Origin of the sequence: Streptomyces sp. NPDC058307 (assembly GCF_042880295.1) — a bacterium.
Lineage (GTDB): Bacteria > Actinomycetota > Actinomycetes > Streptomycetales > Streptomycetaceae > Streptomyces.
In genome coordinates, this window is sequence record NZ_JBHVYZ010000030.1 from 20,206 (window position 1) to 35,253 (window position 15,048).

The 15,048-nt window shown below is 70.2% G+C and carries 13 protein-coding genes and 2 pseudogenes; 5 read left to right on the forward strand and 10 right to left on the reverse strand.

Annotated elements, in window-relative coordinates; all coding sequences use genetic code 11:
- Positions 1–11: 11 nt before the first annotated feature.
- The 10 genes and pseudogenes from ACFVYN_RS21960 to ACFVYN_RS22005 form a co-directional block, all read right to left on the reverse strand.
- A complete protein-coding gene (locus tag ACFVYN_RS21960) occupies positions 12–1,067 on the reverse strand; it encodes a LacI family DNA-binding transcriptional regulator (protein ID WP_390001047.1) in 1,056 nt (351 codons plus the stop codon).
- Between the two features lie 48 nt (positions 1,068–1,115).
- The gene (locus ACFVYN_RS21965; RefSeq protein WP_390001049.1) at positions 1,116–2,753 is read right to left on the reverse strand and encodes an extracellular solute-binding protein; all 1,638 of its coding nucleotides are present in this window, start codon (positions 2,751–2,753) and stop codon (positions 1,116–1,118) included.
- Between the two features lie 41 nt (positions 2,754–2,794).
- Entirely contained in the window at positions 2,795–3,682 is an 888-nt protein-coding gene (locus ACFVYN_RS21970) for a carbohydrate ABC transporter permease (RefSeq protein WP_390001050.1), read from the reverse strand.
- Positions 3,679–4,533 (reverse strand): ABC transporter permease, encoded by an 855-nt coding sequence (locus tag ACFVYN_RS21975; RefSeq protein WP_390001148.1) that lies wholly within the window; start codon positions 4,531–4,533, stop codon positions 3,679–3,681. The genes ACFVYN_RS21970 and ACFVYN_RS21975 overlap by 4 nt, the downstream gene beginning before the upstream one ends.
- 232 nt (positions 4,534–4,765) lie before the next feature.
- A pseudogene (locus ACFVYN_RS21980) lies at positions 4,766–5,646 on the reverse strand (SCO1860 family LAETG-anchored protein).
- A 142-nt stretch (positions 5,647–5,788) separates the two neighbouring features.
- Positions 5,789–6,880 (reverse strand): amidohydrolase family protein, encoded by a 1,092-nt coding sequence (locus tag ACFVYN_RS21985; RefSeq protein ID WP_390001052.1) that lies wholly within the window; start codon positions 6,878–6,880, stop codon positions 5,789–5,791.
- Positions 6,881–6,904: 24 nt separating this feature from the next.
- Positions 6,905–7,695: pseudogene (locus tag ACFVYN_RS21990) on the reverse strand (PIG-L deacetylase family protein).
- 76 nt (positions 7,696–7,771) lie between these two features.
- On the reverse strand, positions 7,772–8,578 hold the full coding sequence (locus ACFVYN_RS21995; protein ID WP_390001054.1) for an amino acid ABC transporter ATP-binding protein: 807 nt from the start codon (positions 8,576–8,578) through the stop codon (positions 7,772–7,774).
- Complete coding sequence (locus tag ACFVYN_RS22000; protein ID WP_390001055.1) at positions 8,575–9,408, reverse strand: amino acid ABC transporter permease; 834 nt, start codon at positions 9,406–9,408, stop codon at positions 8,575–8,577. Before ACFVYN_RS22000 ends, ACFVYN_RS21995 begins: the two co-directional genes overlap by 4 nt.
- Positions 9,405–10,256: a transporter substrate-binding domain-containing protein gene (locus tag ACFVYN_RS22005; RefSeq protein WP_390001057.1), complete on the reverse strand. Its 852-nt coding sequence runs from the start codon at positions 10,254–10,256 to the stop codon at positions 9,405–9,407. The genes ACFVYN_RS22000 and ACFVYN_RS22005 overlap by 4 nt, the downstream gene beginning before the upstream one ends.
- 175 nt (positions 10,257–10,431) lie before the next feature.
- Here ACFVYN_RS22005 and ACFVYN_RS22010 point away from each other — a divergent pair, with 175 nt between their 5' ends.
- The 5 genes from ACFVYN_RS22010 (at position 10,432) to ACFVYN_RS22030 (ending at position 15,048) form a co-directional block, all read left to right on the forward strand.
- Entirely contained in the window at positions 10,432–11,532 is a 1,101-nt protein-coding gene (locus tag ACFVYN_RS22010; RefSeq protein ID WP_390001149.1) for a pyridoxal-phosphate-dependent aminotransferase family protein, read from the forward strand.
- A 346-nt stretch (positions 11,533–11,878) separates the two neighbouring features.
- The gene (locus ACFVYN_RS22015) at positions 11,879–12,397 is read left to right on the forward strand and encodes a DinB family protein (RefSeq protein ID WP_390001058.1); all 519 of its coding nucleotides are present in this window, start codon (positions 11,879–11,881) and stop codon (positions 12,395–12,397) included.
- Positions 12,398–12,703: 306 nt separating this feature from the next.
- Complete coding sequence (ectA, locus tag ACFVYN_RS22020; protein WP_390001060.1) at positions 12,704–13,231, forward strand: diaminobutyrate acetyltransferase; 528 nt, start codon at positions 12,704–12,706, stop codon at positions 13,229–13,231.
- A gap of 49 nt (positions 13,232–13,280) precedes the next feature.
- Positions 13,281–14,552, forward strand: a complete 1,272-nt coding sequence (gene ectB, locus ACFVYN_RS22025) for a diaminobutyrate--2-oxoglutarate transaminase (RefSeq protein WP_390001061.1) — start codon at positions 13,281–13,283, stop codon at positions 14,550–14,552.
- An 85-nt stretch (positions 14,553–14,637) separates the two neighbouring features.
- A complete protein-coding gene (locus ACFVYN_RS22030; protein WP_356585739.1) occupies positions 14,638–15,048 on the forward strand; it encodes an ectoine synthase in 411 nt (136 codons plus the stop codon).

Genomic DNA, 15,048 nt, shown 5'->3' on the forward strand with positions numbered 1-15,048 from the left:
GGGGTGAGTCCTTAGTCGGTCGGTGGTGGGGCGACGCTCTTGCGTACGACGATGTGCGTGCCCAGCAGATGGTGGCTTCCGGCGGCGTGTTCGGGATCGCGCAGGGCGATGCGTACGGCGGCCCGGCCGAGTTCCTCGGCGGGCGTACGGACCGTCGTCAGCGGGGGGTTGAAGTCCTCGGCGAGCGGGATGTCGTTGTAGCCGACGACGGAGATGTCCGCGGGCACTCCGAGCCCGGCGTCGGCGATCGCGCGCAGCGCCCCCGCGGCGACCATGTCGTCCCCGGCGACCACCGCCGTGAACTCCCGGGTCTCCTTGAGCAGTTCGGCCATCGCGCGCAGCCCCGCCGCCCGGCCGAGGCCGCAGTCGACGACCCGTGCGGCGGCCGGGGGCAGTCCGTGCTCGGCGAGCGCGGCCCGGTACCCGGCGACGCGTGCGTCGAGGGCGGTGTTCCCGGGCAGCCCGCCGAGGAAGACGATCCGCCGGTGCCCGGCGGACAGCAGATGCCCGGTGACGGCCCGGGCCCCGGCCTCGTTGTCGAACTCGACGACCAGCGCCGGGATGTCGGGGTCCGGGGCGGGACGGCCGCACAGCACCAGCCGGGCGCCCGAGGAGTCGAGGGCCTGGGCGTAGTGGGCCACCCGCGAGCGGTACGCGTCGTCCTCGACGACCCCGCCGACGAGGATCACCAGCCGGGCCCCCTCCTCCCGCATCAACTGCACGAACTCCATCTCCCGCTGCGGATCCCCGCCGGTCGCCCCGACCACGCACAGCCACCCGCGGTCGGCGGCCTCTGCCTCCACTCCCTCGGCGACCTGGGCGTAGAAGGGGCTGGTGACCTGCCGGACCACGACGGCGGCCATCTTGCGGCCCCCGCCGACGAGCGCCCGGGCATGCGCGTTGGCGACGTAGTCGAGATCGCGGGCGGCACGCAGGACACGGGCCCGGGTCGCGGCCGGCACCGGATGGTTGCCGCTGAGCGCGCGCGAGGCCGTGGCCATCGAGACCCCCGCCCGCTCGGCGACGTCGCGGATGGTGACCCGTCGCCTGGACCCCGTGTCCGTCATGTCGTTCTCCATCCCGTCCCCCGCGTCTGCTGGTGCACCGGCGGCGCCTCATGTGTTGGCCGCGTAGTCCTTCGCGAACTCCCCGGCCATTCTGTCGCCGCCCTGGGCCCGCCACTTCTTGACCACCGCGTCCCACTCGGACAGCGGCAGCCGTCCGGCGACGATCCCGGTGACGGCGTCGTCGAGCAGCGCCTTGAGCGTGGTGCCCTGGGCGTTCTTGGTGCGGGACTGCAGGCCGTTGGAGGCGTTGCGGATGGCGTGCGGCACGACTTTTTGCTGCCAGGAGTGCAGGGCCCGTACGGCGTCCGGCATGCCCGGCACGAACAGCACCTGCGGGCCCTCTGCGAGGTACTTGAAGGGCAGGTTGGTGTTGTTCTCGACCTCGCCGAGCTCGGTGGGCTCGGGCGAGCCGTCCTTGCCGCGGGTGAAGTGGGTGCCCTCGACGCCGTAGTGGACGAGCTCCCACTCCTGGCTGCCGAAGGGGGCGGCGAGATAGTCGAGGATGCGCAGGAGGAGCTCGACGCGCTCCTTCTTGGCCTTCTTCAGGACGGTGTAGCCGAAGGAGCGGCGGGCGGCGACGATCCCGCCGGGCGTGCCGTCCACGCTGTACGGGAGGGCCGCGGCCGGGGTCAACTTGCCCTGCGACTCACGGTACTTGGGGAGGTAGGCGCCGAAGCCGTCCTGCATGGAGCCGACGGTGCCGTTGTAGTAGAGGGTGGTGAGGTCGATCTGGGAGACGGACGTCGAGTCGGGGTAGTAGGAGCCGTTCTTGCGGAGCCGGGCCTGGTAGGCGATGGCGGCCTTGTAGCGTTCGTCGGTCGCGCAGTGCCGGAAGGTGCCGTCCTTGGTGACGGCCCACTCGTTGGGCGCGTTGTGGGCGGCGGCGTGCACGGCGTTGCCGAACAGGGAGCCGTTGGCGGCCCCGAGCGCGTAGGTGCGGCCGCTGGTGGCCCGCCGGGCGACGGCGGCGAAGTCCTCGGAGGTCCAGCCCTCCTTCATGCCGGCGTCGGTGAACAGGCCCTGGTTGAGCCAGAGCGTGGAGCCGGGCAGCGGGCGTTCGAGGGGGATGCCGTAGATGCGGCCGCCGATGCGTCCCATGTCCTGCCAGGCGTGGGTGGGGATCCCGGCGAGGTTCGGGTAGTCGGTGATCGCCTTGCCGGAGAGGTACGGGGTGAGGTCCTCGGCCCGGCGCTGCACGAACTCAGCCTCGCGGGGCAGGACGAAGCCGGAGAACAGGTTGATGATGTCGGGCAGGGTGTCGGGGTCGGCCGCCATGACCGTGGCCATCTTCTTCTGGTAGTCGGCCTGGGAGACGATCGTGTACTCGATCTTCACCCCGAGCGCCTTCTCGACGGCCGCCCAGAACCGGTTCGCCGAGGCCGGCTTGGGCGGGGTGCCGAAGGAGACCGACATGACCTTGACGGTCGAGCCGTCACCGGGGGTGCGGGAGACGGACCTGACGAGGTCGGCGGGGTAGGCGGTGTATCCGGCCTGGACGCCCGCCTCGGTGGGGGCGAGGTCCGGCTTGGGTCCGCTCGCGGCCTTGTACGCGGGCCAGGGGGCCAGCTTCTTGCCCGCGTTGGAGACGTCGCTGTCGCCGGATCCGGTGGAGCAGGCGGTCAGCGCACCGGGTACGGAGAGGGCGGCCGCGGACAGCAGCAGGGTGCGTCGGGACAGGCTGGACATGGGTGAATCACCTCGTGTCGGCTTGGTCGGCTCGGCTTGGGTCAGCTCTTGATGGCGCCGGTGAGCACGCCCTTGGTGAAGTACTTCTGCAGGAAGGGGTAGATCAGCAGGATCGGCACGGTGGCGATCACGAGGACTGCCATCTGCACGGTCTGCGGGGCGGTGACGGTGCCCTCGCCGGTGGTGGCGTCGGTGAGCCCGGAACCGGCCACCACGTAGGTGCGCAGCACCTGTTGGAGGGGCCAGTGGTCGCTCTCCAGGTAGAGGGAGGCGTAGAACCAGGAGTTCCAGTAGGCCACCGCGTAGAAGAGCCCCACGACGGCCAACGCGGCCTTGGACAGCGGCAGTACGACGGAGACCAGGACCCGCAGGTCCCCGGCCCCGTCGAGGCGCGCGGCCTCGTAGAGCTCGTCGGGGATGCCCTGGAAGAAGCCGCGCAGGACGACCAGGTTGAAGACGTTGACCAGCACGGGCAGGACCAGCGAGGCGTAACTGTCCAGCAGGCCCAGCTCCTTGACCAGCAGGAAGCTCGGGATCATGCCGGGCGGGAAGAGGAACGTGAACAGGACCAGGAGCAGGACGGGCTTGCCGCCGAGGACGCCGGGGCGGGCGAGGGCGTAGGCGAGGGTGACCGTGCACAGGAGGCTCAGCGCGGTCCCCACGACCGTGACGCCGACGCTGACCCCGAGGGCGTGGGTGACGATGCCGCCGTCGAGGATGTCGCGGTAGGCCTTGAGAGAGGGGTGGGTGGGCCACAGCACCCAGCCCCCGTTGTCGACGACCTCCTCGGTGGAGGCGAGCGAGGTCGACACGATGACGAGGAACGGCACACAGACCAGCAGGACGACCACGGCGAGGGCGAGCGCCTTCGCGGCCTGCGTCACCGGCTTCGGTTTCTCCATCCATCCCGGACGGGCCTGGGCACTCACTTGTAGACCCCCTGTTCGCCGAGGCGGTGGGCGACCTTGTTGGCGGCGTAGACGAGGAGGGCGCCGACGACGCCCTTGAACAGGCCCGCGGCGGCGGCGAATCCGTAGTCGCCGCCGACGATGCCCTGGTAGTAGACGAAGGTGTCGATGATCTCGGAGGCCTCGGGGCCGACCGCGTCGCGCTGGAGCAGCATCTGCTCGAAGCCGACCGAGAGGATGTCGCCGAGCCGCATGATGAGCAGCAGCACGATCACCGGGCGGACGGCGGGCAGGGTGACGTGCCAGAAGCGCCGCCAGGGACCCGCCCCGTCGATCGCGGCGGCCTCGTACTGCTGCTCGTCGACCTGGGCGAGGGCGGCGAGGAAGATGATCGTGCCCCAGCCGGCGTCCTTCCAGATGACCTGGGCCACGACGAGCGGCTTGAAGGCGTCGGGGTTGCCGATGATGTCGACGCTGTGCAACCCCATGCCGTCCAGGCCGGAGTTGAGCAGCCCGGTGTCGCCGAGCAACTGCTGGAAGAGGGCGACGACGATCACCCACGAGATGAAGTGCGGGAGATAGGCGACCGACTGCACGAACCGGCGGACGCTGCTCCAGGTGAGGCTGTGCAGCAGCAGGGCGAGGCCGAGCGGGACCGGGAAGTAGAAGACGAGCTGGAGGACGGCGATCCAGACCGTATTGAGCACCGCGTCCCAGAACGCGGTGTCCTCGAACATCCGCTGGAAGTTGCCCGCTCCCACCCAGGGGCTGCCCCAGAGGCCGTCGAAGGGGACGTACTCCTTGAACGCGATGACGTTGCCGACCAGTGCCCCGTAGTGGAAAAGCAGGAAGTAGGCGAGGCCGGGCAGCATCAGCAGGAGCAGGGCTCTGCCCTGAAAGCGTTTTCTTCGGACGACTGCCAAGGCTATCCCTCTTCCTGGTGGGGCAGATCGAAGAGGAAGTTAAAGCGCTTTCATGCAGGGGTCAACAGTTCTGACAAAGGTGGGGAGTTATGGCAGGTCAGGCTGTTGCGTCGATGTGCCGTTGCCGATGAAAACGCTCTCAGAGCAGGACGGCGTGCGACCGCGTGGTCGATGTCCGCGGTCAGCGCCGGCGCCGGGCCACCGCCGCCGCTCCCCCGCCGGCCACGAGCAGCGCGAGGGCCCCGCCCACGAGGTACGGCGTGAGGGAGCCGCCGCCGGTCTCGGCCAGGCCCGCCTGCTCGACGGGGCCGCCCTGGGGTTCGACGTCGGCCGCGGGGGGCTTCGACGCGGCCGGGGCCTCGCAGTTCGCCTTCGCGAGGGTCAGGGTGCCCTCGACGTCGGCGACGCCCAGCTTCAACGGGTTGACGGAAACGGTGAGTTCGAGCGCGGTCGCGGCAGCCGTGCGCGAGGTGGTCGCGTTCCTCGACAGGTCGAGCCGCACCTCGCCGACGCCGGGCACCTTGACGTCGGTCGGGCCGCCCGCGGTCACCGTGACCTTCTTGCCGAGCACCGTCACCGCGCCGAGCAGGTTCGTGGAGGCGGTCGGTGTCCTGCCGGCCTCACAGGTCGCCGTGGACGTGACGCCCTCGATCTCGATGAGCGACAGCAGGGGGAGACCCGGGACGTGGCGTGGGTGAGGCGGGTGGAGGCCTCGGCCTTCCCGTCGGCGACCGTCGCCTCGGCGTCGGCCACCTCGGCGGCGAGCACGCTGAACGGCCGCCCACCGTCCACGCCGTCCAACGTCGCGGTCAGGGCGGTCTGTTGGGCGCTCCGGGGCGCCTGGGCCTCGTTGAGAGTGACCGCGAGGGGCACGTTCACCGTCTTGTCGAGCAGGTTGACGTCCAGCCCCGTGCGCAGGACGACGGCGCTCGCGCGTCCCTGGTCGCCGGTCGCGTGCGCGGCGCCCGCGCCGGCCAGCACCGCGGGACCGGCGGCCAGGACGGTGGCGCTCGCCACGGTGGCGAGACGGCGTGCGGGCATGCGGAAGTCGGTGCTGTTCACGGTGGCGGGACCCCCAGAGAGGACGGGCTCGGGACCTCGAAAGGATGTCGCACCGCCGGTCGTTCGACAGCGGTCCGCCGGGAGTTCACACGATCGTGGCGCATCCGCGCACGCTTTCGAGTGCACGGAGGCGGTCCGGGACCTACTCCACCACGTGCCCGTTCAGCACGACCTGCCGCGGGGCCGCCAGTACGCGTACGTCCGTGCGGGGGTCCTGTTCGTAGACCACCAGGTCCGCGGCGGCGCCCTCCTCCAGTCCTGGGCGTCCCAGCCATCTCCGGGCACCCCATGTCGTCGCCGACAGGGCGTCCAGCGGGGGGATTCCGGCCGTCACCAGTTCCGCGACCTCCGCCGCCACCAGGCCGTGCGGGAGGGTGCCGCCCGCGTCCGTGCCGACGTACACCGGGATGCCGGCGTCGTAGGCGCTCCGGACGGTGTCGTAGCGGCGTTCGTGAAGCCGTCGCATGTGGGCGGACCAGCGCGGGAACCTGGACTCGCCGCCGTCCGCGAGCTTGGGGAAGGTCGCGATGTTGACCAGGGTCGGCACGATCGCGACGCCTCGTTCGGCGAAGAGGGGGATCAGGTCGTCCGTGAGCCCGGTGGCGTGTTCGACGCAGTCGATGCCCGCCTCGACCAGGTCCTTCAGGGAGTTCTCGGCGAAGCAGTGCGCGGTGACGCGGGCGCCGAGGCGGTGGGCCTCCGCGATGGCCGGCTCGACCGCTTCGCGCGGCCAGCTGGGGGCCAGGTCGCCCACCTCACGGTCGATCCAGTCCCCCACCAGCTTCACCCAGCCGTCGCCGCGCCGGGCCTCCTGGGCGACGTACGCGACGAGGTCCTCGGGCTCGATCTCCCAGGCGAAGTTCCTGATGTAGCGGCGGGTGCGGGCGATGTGCCGGCCGGCCCTGATGATCTTCGGCAGGTCCTCGCGGTCGTCCACCCAGCGGGTGTCGGAGGGCGATCCGGCGTCGCGGATCAGCAGGGTGCCGGTCTCCCGGTCGGCCAGGGCCTGCTTCTCGGCCACGTCCTGGTCGACCGGGCCGTGCGGGCCGAGGCCCACATGGCAGTGCGCGTCCACCAGGCCGGGCAGCGCCCAGCCCGACACCGTGCGGACGTCACGGGCGGCGAGGGGACGGTCGTAGGAGATCCGCCCGTCGACCACCCACAGCTCGTCCCGGACGTCCTCGGGGCCGGCCAGGATCCGCCCCTTCACGTGCAGCACCGCGCGATCGCTCATGACCGCACCCTAGCCAGCCCGAGGTCACCGCTCCCAGGGCGGTGGCCCCTCGAAGGCGAGCTGGTGGACGTCGAAGAGGACCGCCGCCTCGACACCGAGGGCGGGGCCGTCCCGGCGGGCCGCCCAGGTCAGGAAGGGGCGCGGTGGGAAGGCTCCCGCGCCGAGGCCCTTGGTGTACTCGGCGTGTGCGGCCAGGGACGCGATGCCCCGCTCCAGGGGTTCGCCGGTGACGTCGACGCCGTGGGTGGGCCGGCCGGCGCCGGCGACGGCCACGAAGCGGACGCCGCCCCAGGGTTCGAGGCCCTCGTCGGCGAGTTCGGGGAAGATCCAGCGGTTGCCGGCGTCGCGGGCCGCGTCGAGGGCGGCCAGGCCACCACGCGGTGGTCGGCCTGATTGACCACCCCGGCGACCATCCGCACGGTGTACGCCCCCGTCACCACGACCTCGGGCCGGTGCCGCCGGATCGCCCGCACGAGGTCGCGGCGCAGGGCCGGCCCCTCCTCGATCATCCCGTCGCGGTGGTCGAGGAACTCCACGGTCGCCACGCCCACTTCCCGCGCGCCCGCCCGTTCCTCGGCCTCGCGCAGCGGGCCCGCCTGATCCGGGTGCAGTCCGTCGATGCCCGCCTCACCGCGGGTGACCAGCAGGTACGCGATCCGCTTGCTCTCTGTCGTCCAGCGGGCCACCGCGGACGCCGTCCCGTACTCGATGTCGTCCGGGTGCGCCGCCACGGCGAGGCAGCGCTCCCAGTCCTCCGGCAGCGGGGGCAGAGGGCCGCCCGCTCCGAAGCCGCCCGCGTCGTCGAGAGTCGTCATGCCCGGATGATGGTGCTTGTCGGGTCTGCGTGACAGGGGAACATACGTCCATTTCAGGCGTCCTTCAGGCGTCCTTTCAGGTGTCGTTCCGGATGTCCTTTCCGGCGTCACTTCCGGCGCCGTTCTCCTCCACGTCGGCCATCGCCGGGTCGAGGAGCCGGGAGAGGAAGTGGCGGGTGCGCTCATGGCTCGGGGCGCCGATGACCCGGTCCGGGGTGCCGTCCTCGACGATCGCTCCGTCGTCCATGAAGACGACCCGGTCGGCGACCTCGCGGGCGAAGGTCATCTCGTGGGTGACGACCATCATCGTCATGCCCTCCCGGGCCAGCATCCGCATGACCGCGAGCACGTCGCCCACCAGCTCCGGGTCGAGGGCCGAGGTCGGCTCGTCGAAGAGCATCACCTCGGGGCCCATGGACAGGGACCGGGCGATGGCGACGCGCTGCTGCTGTCCGCCGGACAGGGAGGCCGGGTAGGCGTCCGCCTTCTCGGCGAGGCCCACGCGCTCGAGGTTCTCGGCGGCCACCTTCGCCGCCTGCGCCTTGCCCCGCCGCAGCACCCTGCGCTGCGGCAGCGTGAGGTTCTCGGTCACCGTGAGGTGCGGGAACAGGTTGAACTGCTGGAAGACCATGCCGATACGGCGGCGTACGGCGTCGATGTCCACGTCGGGGTCGGTGAGTTCGGTGCCGCCGACGAAGACCTGGCCCTTCGTCGGCTCCTCCAGGAGGTTCACGCACCGCAGCAGCGTGGACTTGCCCGAGCCGGAGGGGCCGATCACGCAGACGACCTCGCCCTGGCCGATCTCCAGATCGATGCCCTTGAGGACCTCGTTGTCGCCGAAGGACTTGTGCAGGCCCTTGACCTGGATCTCCGGTCGGCTCATTTCACGGCCTCCTGGGCCTTGGCCTCCATACGGCGGACCACGAACCCGAGCGGGATCGTCACCAGCAGGTAGCACAGCCCCGCGACGAGGATCGGCGTGGAGTTGGCGGTCGTACTGGCCAGGTCGCGGCCGTACTTGGACAGTTCGCGCTCCTCCAGGGTGACGCCGAGGAACAGCACCAGGGAGGAGTCCTTGAAGAGCAGGACGAGTTCGTTGGTCAGCGGCGGGAGGATGATCCGGAACGCCTGCGGGATGATGATCGAGACCATCGCGCGGGCCGGTGAGAAGCCCAGTGAACGGGCCGCCTCCAGCTGCCCCTTGGGCACCGCCTGGATGCCCGCGCGGATCGTCTCCGCCATGTAGGCCGCCGCCACCAGGCCGAGCGCGAGGGCGACCTTGCCGTAGGTGCCGCCGATGATCTCCGTGCCGGGGAACGCGAGCGGTACGGCCACGCCGATGAAGATGAAGATCAGCAGGGCGGGCAGCCCGCGGAAGATCTCGATGTAGACACCGGCGAACCAGCGGTAGGGGCCCACCGACGACAGCCGCATCAGCGCTATGACCATGCCGAGGACCAGTCCGACGACGAAGCCGGACAGCGTGTAGAGCACGGTGTTCTTCAGCGCCAGTGTGATGACGTCGGGGAACATCTGGTCGGCGATGTCCGCCTGCGCGAACTGGTTCTTCAGCCGCCCCCAGTCCGCCGAGAACGCGAAGGCGATCACGGCGGCGACGAAGACGGCGTACTGGACGCCGCGGGACAGACTGCGCTTCTGACGTCGGGTCAGACCCTTTTTGCGAGGCTGGACTTGCGTGTTCGCCGCGGTCATGAGGCGGAGGGAGACGCGACCGACTCGTCGTACGGGCCGATCCACTTCTCGTAGAGCTTCTTGTACGTGCCGTCGGCCTTGGCGTCCGAGAGCGCCTTGTTGATGGCGGCCAGCAGCTTGGTGTTGCCCTTCTTCACCGTGAAGCCGTACTGCTCACCGGTGTTGATGTTGTCGGCGATCTGGAAGGCGTCGGCGTTGGCCTTGTTCTTCAGCCAGCCCTGGACGACCGGGTAGTCGATGACGACGGCCTTGACCTGGCCGGAGCGCAGGCCGTTGAGGACGGCGTCGGAGGACTCGAAGGAGACCGGGTCGAAGCCCTGGCCCTTGGCGTAGTCCTCGCCGGTGGTCTGCGCCTGGGCGCCGAGCTTCACCTTCTTCGCCTTGGCGTCGGCCAGCGAGGAGATCCCGCTGCCCTTGGTGACCAGGAGGGCCTGGGTGGCGTCGAAGTAGGGGTCCGAGAAGTCGACGTTCTTCTTGCGCTCCGCGGTGATGGTCATGCCGGCCGCGGCCAGGTCGCACGAGCCGGAGTTGAGGAAGGCGCCGGTCTTGAAGTTCTCGAAGGGGGTGTCGAGGATGTCCTGCTTCACGCCCAGGTCCTTGGCGACCAGGTCGATGAGAGAGACGTCGAAGCCCTGGACCTTGCCGTCGATCTCCGACTGGAAGGGCGGATAGGGCAGGTGGGTGCAGGTGGTGAGCTGTCCGCCCTTGACGAGTTCGACCCCGCCCGCGGCGGTCTTCGAACCGCTGCCGCCGTCGTCGCTGGAGGTACAGGCAGCGACGAGCAGGAGCCCGGCCGTCGCGGTGGTGGCGGCCAGGACGCGGGTCCGGCGCCCGGAGAGGGTGTTCACGGGAGGCCTCCTGTGGGGGAACTGTGGGTTCCGATTATAAGGAAAGGTTTGGGTGTCTCAAACCTTTCCGATGGTCGCGAGGCCGTTCAGCCTAAGAAGTCGCCGGTCGTTGGGGGGTGGTCGGGAACGGTTACGCTCGTTCACGTCTACCCCAGTGAGCGAAGAGAGCACCGCCGTGACGCACCCCTTCCTGGACCTGGCCCCGCTCGGCGCGGCGCAGTTCGCCTCGATCGAGGACCGTGTGGCGCGGCTGCTGCGCACCGAGCAGGACGTCGTGATCATGCAGGGCGAGGCGCTGCTGCCACTGGAGGGGGCGATCCGCTCCGCCGCCGGTCCGGGGACGACCGCGCTGAACGTCATCACCGGTCCGTACGGGCAGACCTTCGGGAACTGGCTGCGGGACTGCGGCGCGACGGTGATCGACCTCGCGGTGCCGTTCCACACGGCGGTGACGGCGGAGCAGATCTCGGCGGCCTTCGAGGAGCACCCGGCGATCGACTTCGTGTCGCTGGTGCACGCGGAGGCGGCGACCGGCAACACGAACCCGGTCGCGCAGATCGCGGACGTCGTACGGCAGCAGGGTGCTCTCTTCTACCTGGACGCGGTCGCCTCCGTGGGGGCCGAGCCGGTGCTGCCGGACGCGTGGGGTGTGGACCTGTGCGTGATCGGGGCGCAGAAGGCGATGGGCGGTCCTGCAGGGGTGTCGGCGGTGTCGGTGAGCGAGCGGGCGTGGGCCCGGATGGCGGCGAATCCGGCGGCGCCGCGGCGGTCGTACCTGTCCCTGCTGGACTGGAAGGAGCGCTGGATCGACGGCGGCCGTCGCGCCCTGCCGCATGCTCCGGCGCAGTTGGAGATGCTGGCGCTGGAGGCGTGCGTCGAGCGGATCGAGGCGGACGGGCTGGACGCGGTGATGGCGCGGCACCGGGCCGCCGCCGCGGCGACCCGGGCGGGGGCGCGGGCGCTGGGCGGCGGTCTGGAGCCCTACGTGTACGCGGACCACGAGGCCGCTCCCGTCGCCACGACGCTGCGTTCGTCCGCCGGTGTGGTGGCATCGGACCTCGTCGCCCGGGCGCTGGCGTCCGACCCCGCGCTGCCGCTGGCCGCGGGCGGGGGTGCGCTGGCCGCGGAGATGATCCGGGTCAACCACTACGGCCTGGACGCGACACAGGGAGCCGTACGGGCGAGCCTGGCGTCGCTGGGCGCGGCACTGCGCGAGAAGGGGCTCGCGGTGGACGTGGAGGGCGCGCTGCTGGCGGCGGAAGAGGCGTGGCGCTAGCGCCCCGACCTCGGATGCCGGGTCGCGTTGCGGCTGCGGTGGCATTGCGACTGCTCGCGTAGCGACTGCGGGCCCTTGCGACTGCTCGCGTAGCGACTGCGGCGCCTTCGTGGCCGGTCGCGCCGTTCCCCGCGCCCCTGAAAGAGCCTCACGGCGGACGTCGAGAACGCACTGCGGGCAACGGAAGAGACGCGCCGCCAGCGCTGGCCGCGCGTTGCGGCTGCGGCGCCGTCGTGGCCGCTCGCGCCGTTCCCCGCGCCCCCGAGGGGGCGCCTCTGGGCCGGGGTTCCTTTGCGCTCGGGGCTGAACGGACACGCAGTGGTTCTGGCACTGGCATCGTCGGCCCATGACCACTCATACGCTTCCCGACGGCCGCCCCATCCCGTTACTGACCGGCGCCGAGCGCCCCATGCTGGAGAGCTGGCTCGACTTCCACCGGGCCACGCTGGAGCTGAAGTGCGCGGGGCTGGACGACGCGCAGGTGCGGCTCGCGTCCGCCGAGCCGTCCGCGCTCACGCTGCTCGGGCTGGTCCAGCATCTCGCCGAGGTGGAGCGGAACTGGTGCCGGCGAGTCGTCGGCGGGCTGGACCTGCCGCCCGTCTTCGAGGAGCCGACCGGGTACGCCCTCGACGCGCGGCGAGGGCTCGACCACGCGCTCGCCGTCTGGCGGCGGGAGATCGAGCGGGGGCGGGAGGTGTGCGCGGGGCGGTCGCTCGACGACAGCGGGCGGATCACCGACGGGCCGATGGCCGGGGTCGAGGTGAGTGTGCGGTGGGTGTTCCTTCATCTGGTCGAGGAATACGCGCGGCACAACGGACACGCCGACATCTTACGGGAACGCATCGACGGGGTTACCGGTGCATAATTCCTGGAGTAATTCCGCGGTTTATCAGTGAATAGCTTCCCGTATTCTTCTGCCCGTTTTCCATCGGCCTAAACGCAAAGATTCTGCGAACGCGAACCGGCTGAATTCGAGGAGATCTCGTGGTGGTTACACGCTTGTGACGCGTTCCACACCTTGATCAATTCGCCCCTTATTTGCTGGGCGTAACGGTATATAACGGACACTCCTTGCGCGTCAGTGCGCGCCCGCGTGATAACACATGAAGCGTCCCCACGTAACCCCACCCGGCGATGCAATTTTTAATTTCCCTCGGTAAATTCAATTCGCATGACTGCCGCACAAGCAGACCTGCAAATCGACCGGCCGACGGTCGCGGACGGAGCCGCGCTGTGGCGGATCGCCCGCGACTCCGAGGTCCTCGACCTGAACTCGTCGTACAGCTATCTGCTGTGGTGTCGCGACTTCGCCGCCACGTCGGCGGTGGCACGCAACGACCGCGGGGAGCCGATCGGCTTCGTCACCGGGTACGTCCGCCCGGACCGCCCCGGCACCCTGCTCGTCTGGCAGGTGGCGGTGGACTCGGCGTACCGCGGCCGGGGACTCGCCGCCGCCCTGCTCGACTCACTGACCGCGCGGCTCGCCGCCGAGCGCGGGCTGACCACCGTCGAGACCACCATCACGCCGGGAAACACCGCCTCCGAGCGGCTGTTCACGGCGTTCGCCGAACGCCGCGGCGCACACCTGGAGCGCGAGGTGCTCTTCGACGCGGACCTGTTCCCCGAGGGTCCCCACGACCCCGAGGTCCTCTACCGCATCGGGCCCCTCTCCCCCGCTTCCGCCACTCCCTCCGCCTGACCCCCCACGCACCCCCACGCACCCCCACGCACCCGAGGAGCGATTCGTCGTGACCATCACCCAGCCCGACCTCAGCGTCTTCGAGACCGTCGAGTCCGAGGTGCGCAGCTACTGCCGCGGCTGGCCCACCGTCTTCGACCGCGCGCAGGGCAGCCGCATGTACGACGAGGACGGCCACGCGTACCTCGACTTCTTCGCCGGCGCCGGTTCACTGAACTACGGCCACAACAACCCCGTGCTGAAACGGGCGTTGATCGACTACCTGGAGCGCGACGGCGTCACGCACGGGCTCGACATGTCGACCACCGCCAAGCGCGCCTTCCTGCAGACCTTCCAGGACCTGGTGCTGCGCCCGCGCGACCTGCCGTACAAGGTCATGTTCCCGGGCCCGACGGGCACCAACGCCGTAGAGGCCGCGCTGAAGCTGGCGCGGAAGGTGAAGGGGCGCGAGGCCATCGTGTCCTTCACCAACGCCTTCCACGGGATGTCGCTGGGTTCCCTGGCCGTCACCGGCAACGCCTTCAAGCGGGCCGGCGCCGGTGTCCCGCTGGTCCACGGCACCCCCATGCCGTTCGACAACTACTTCGACGGCACCGTCGAGGACTTCCTGTGGTTCGAGCGGCTCCTGGAGGACCAGGGCTCCGGCCTCAACAAGCCGGCCGCCGTGATCGTCGAGACGGTGCAGGGCGAGGGCGGCATCAACGTCGCCCGCAAGGAGTGGCTCCAGGCCCTCGCCGCACTGTGCGAGCGGCAGGACATGCTGCTCATCGTCGACGACATCCAGATGGGCTGCGGACGCACCGGTGCCTTCTTCTCGTTCGAGGAGGCGGGCATCACCCCGGACATCGTCACCGTGTCCAAGTCCATCAGCGGCTACGGCCTTCCGATGTCCCTGTGCCTGTTCAAGCCGGAGCTGGACGTCTGGGAGCCGGGCGAGCACAACGGCACGTTCCGCGGCAACAACCCCGCCTTCGTCACGGCCACCGCCACCCTTGAGCAGTACTGGGCGGACGGTTCCGCGATGGAGAAGCAGACCCTCCGGCGCGGCGAGCAGCTCGAGCAGGGCCTCATCTCCATCACCGAGGAGAACCTGGCCGACATCAGGGAGTACCGCGGTCGCGGCCTGGTGTGGGGCCTGGAGTTCCACGACAAGGACCGCGCGGGCCGGGTGGCGCACCGGGCCTTCGAACTCGGGCTGCTCATCGAGACGTCGGGCCCCGAGAGCGAGGTCGTGAAGCTGCTCCCGGCGCTCACGATCACCCCCGAGGAACTGGACGAGGGGCTCAGCATCCTCGCCCGCGCCGTACGGGAAACCGCCTGAACCCACCTGGACCCACCTGGACCCACCTGGACCGTCTGAACCACCGCCGGCACATCACCGTCTACGTAGGAGGCATCGCAGCACCGTGATCGTCCGTTCGTTCAAGGACATCGAAGGCACCGACCGTCATGTGAAGGCCGCGTCCGGCACCTGGGAGAGCAAACGCATCGTGCTCGCCAAGGAGCGGGTCGGCTTCTCGCTGCACGAGACGATCCTGTACGCGGGCACGGAGACGTCGATGTGGTACGCGAACCACATCGAGGCCGTCGTCTGCGTCGAGGGCGAGGCCGAGCTGACCGACCACGAGAGCGGGCAGACGCACTCGATCACCCCGGGGACCATGTACCTCCTGGACGGTCACGAGCGGCACACCCTGCGGGTCAAGGAGGACTTCCGCTGCATCTGTGTGTTCAACCCGCCCGTGACCGGCCGGGAGGACCACGACGAGAACGGCGTCTACCCGCTGCTCACCGAACCCGAATCCGAGGAGGTGTGA

Excerpts from the sequence above, each read along its gene's own strand:
- ectA (WP_390001060.1), top strand. The coding sequence starts at position 12,704 with ATGACTGCCGCACAAGCAGACCTGCAAATCGACCGGCCGACGGTCGCG.
- ACFVYN_RS21985 (WP_390001052.1), bottom strand. The coding sequence starts at position 6,880 with ATGAGCGATCGCGCGGTGCTGCACGTGAAGGGGCGGATCCTGGCCGGC.
- ACFVYN_RS22000 (WP_390001055.1), bottom strand. The coding sequence starts at position 9,408 with ATGACCGCGGCGAACACGCAAGTCCAGCCTCGCAAAAAGGGTCTGACC.
- ACFVYN_RS22015 (WP_390001058.1), top strand. The coding sequence starts at position 11,879 with ATGACCACTCATACGCTTCCCGACGGCCGCCCCATCCCGTTACTGACC.
- ACFVYN_RS21960 (WP_390001047.1), bottom strand. The coding sequence starts at position 1,067 with ATGACGGACACGGGGTCCAGGCGACGGGTCACCATCCGCGACGTCGCC.
- ACFVYN_RS21995 (WP_390001054.1), bottom strand. The coding sequence starts at position 8,578 with ATGAGCCGACCGGAGATCCAGGTCAAGGGCCTGCACAAGTCCTTCGGC.
- ACFVYN_RS21965 (WP_390001049.1), bottom strand. The coding sequence starts at position 2,753 with ATGTCCAGCCTGTCCCGACGCACCCTGCTGCTGTCCGCGGCCGCCCTC.
- ACFVYN_RS21975 (WP_390001148.1), bottom strand. The coding sequence starts at position 4,533 with ATGCTGCCCGGCCTCGCCTACTTCCTGCTTTTCCACTACGGGGCACTG.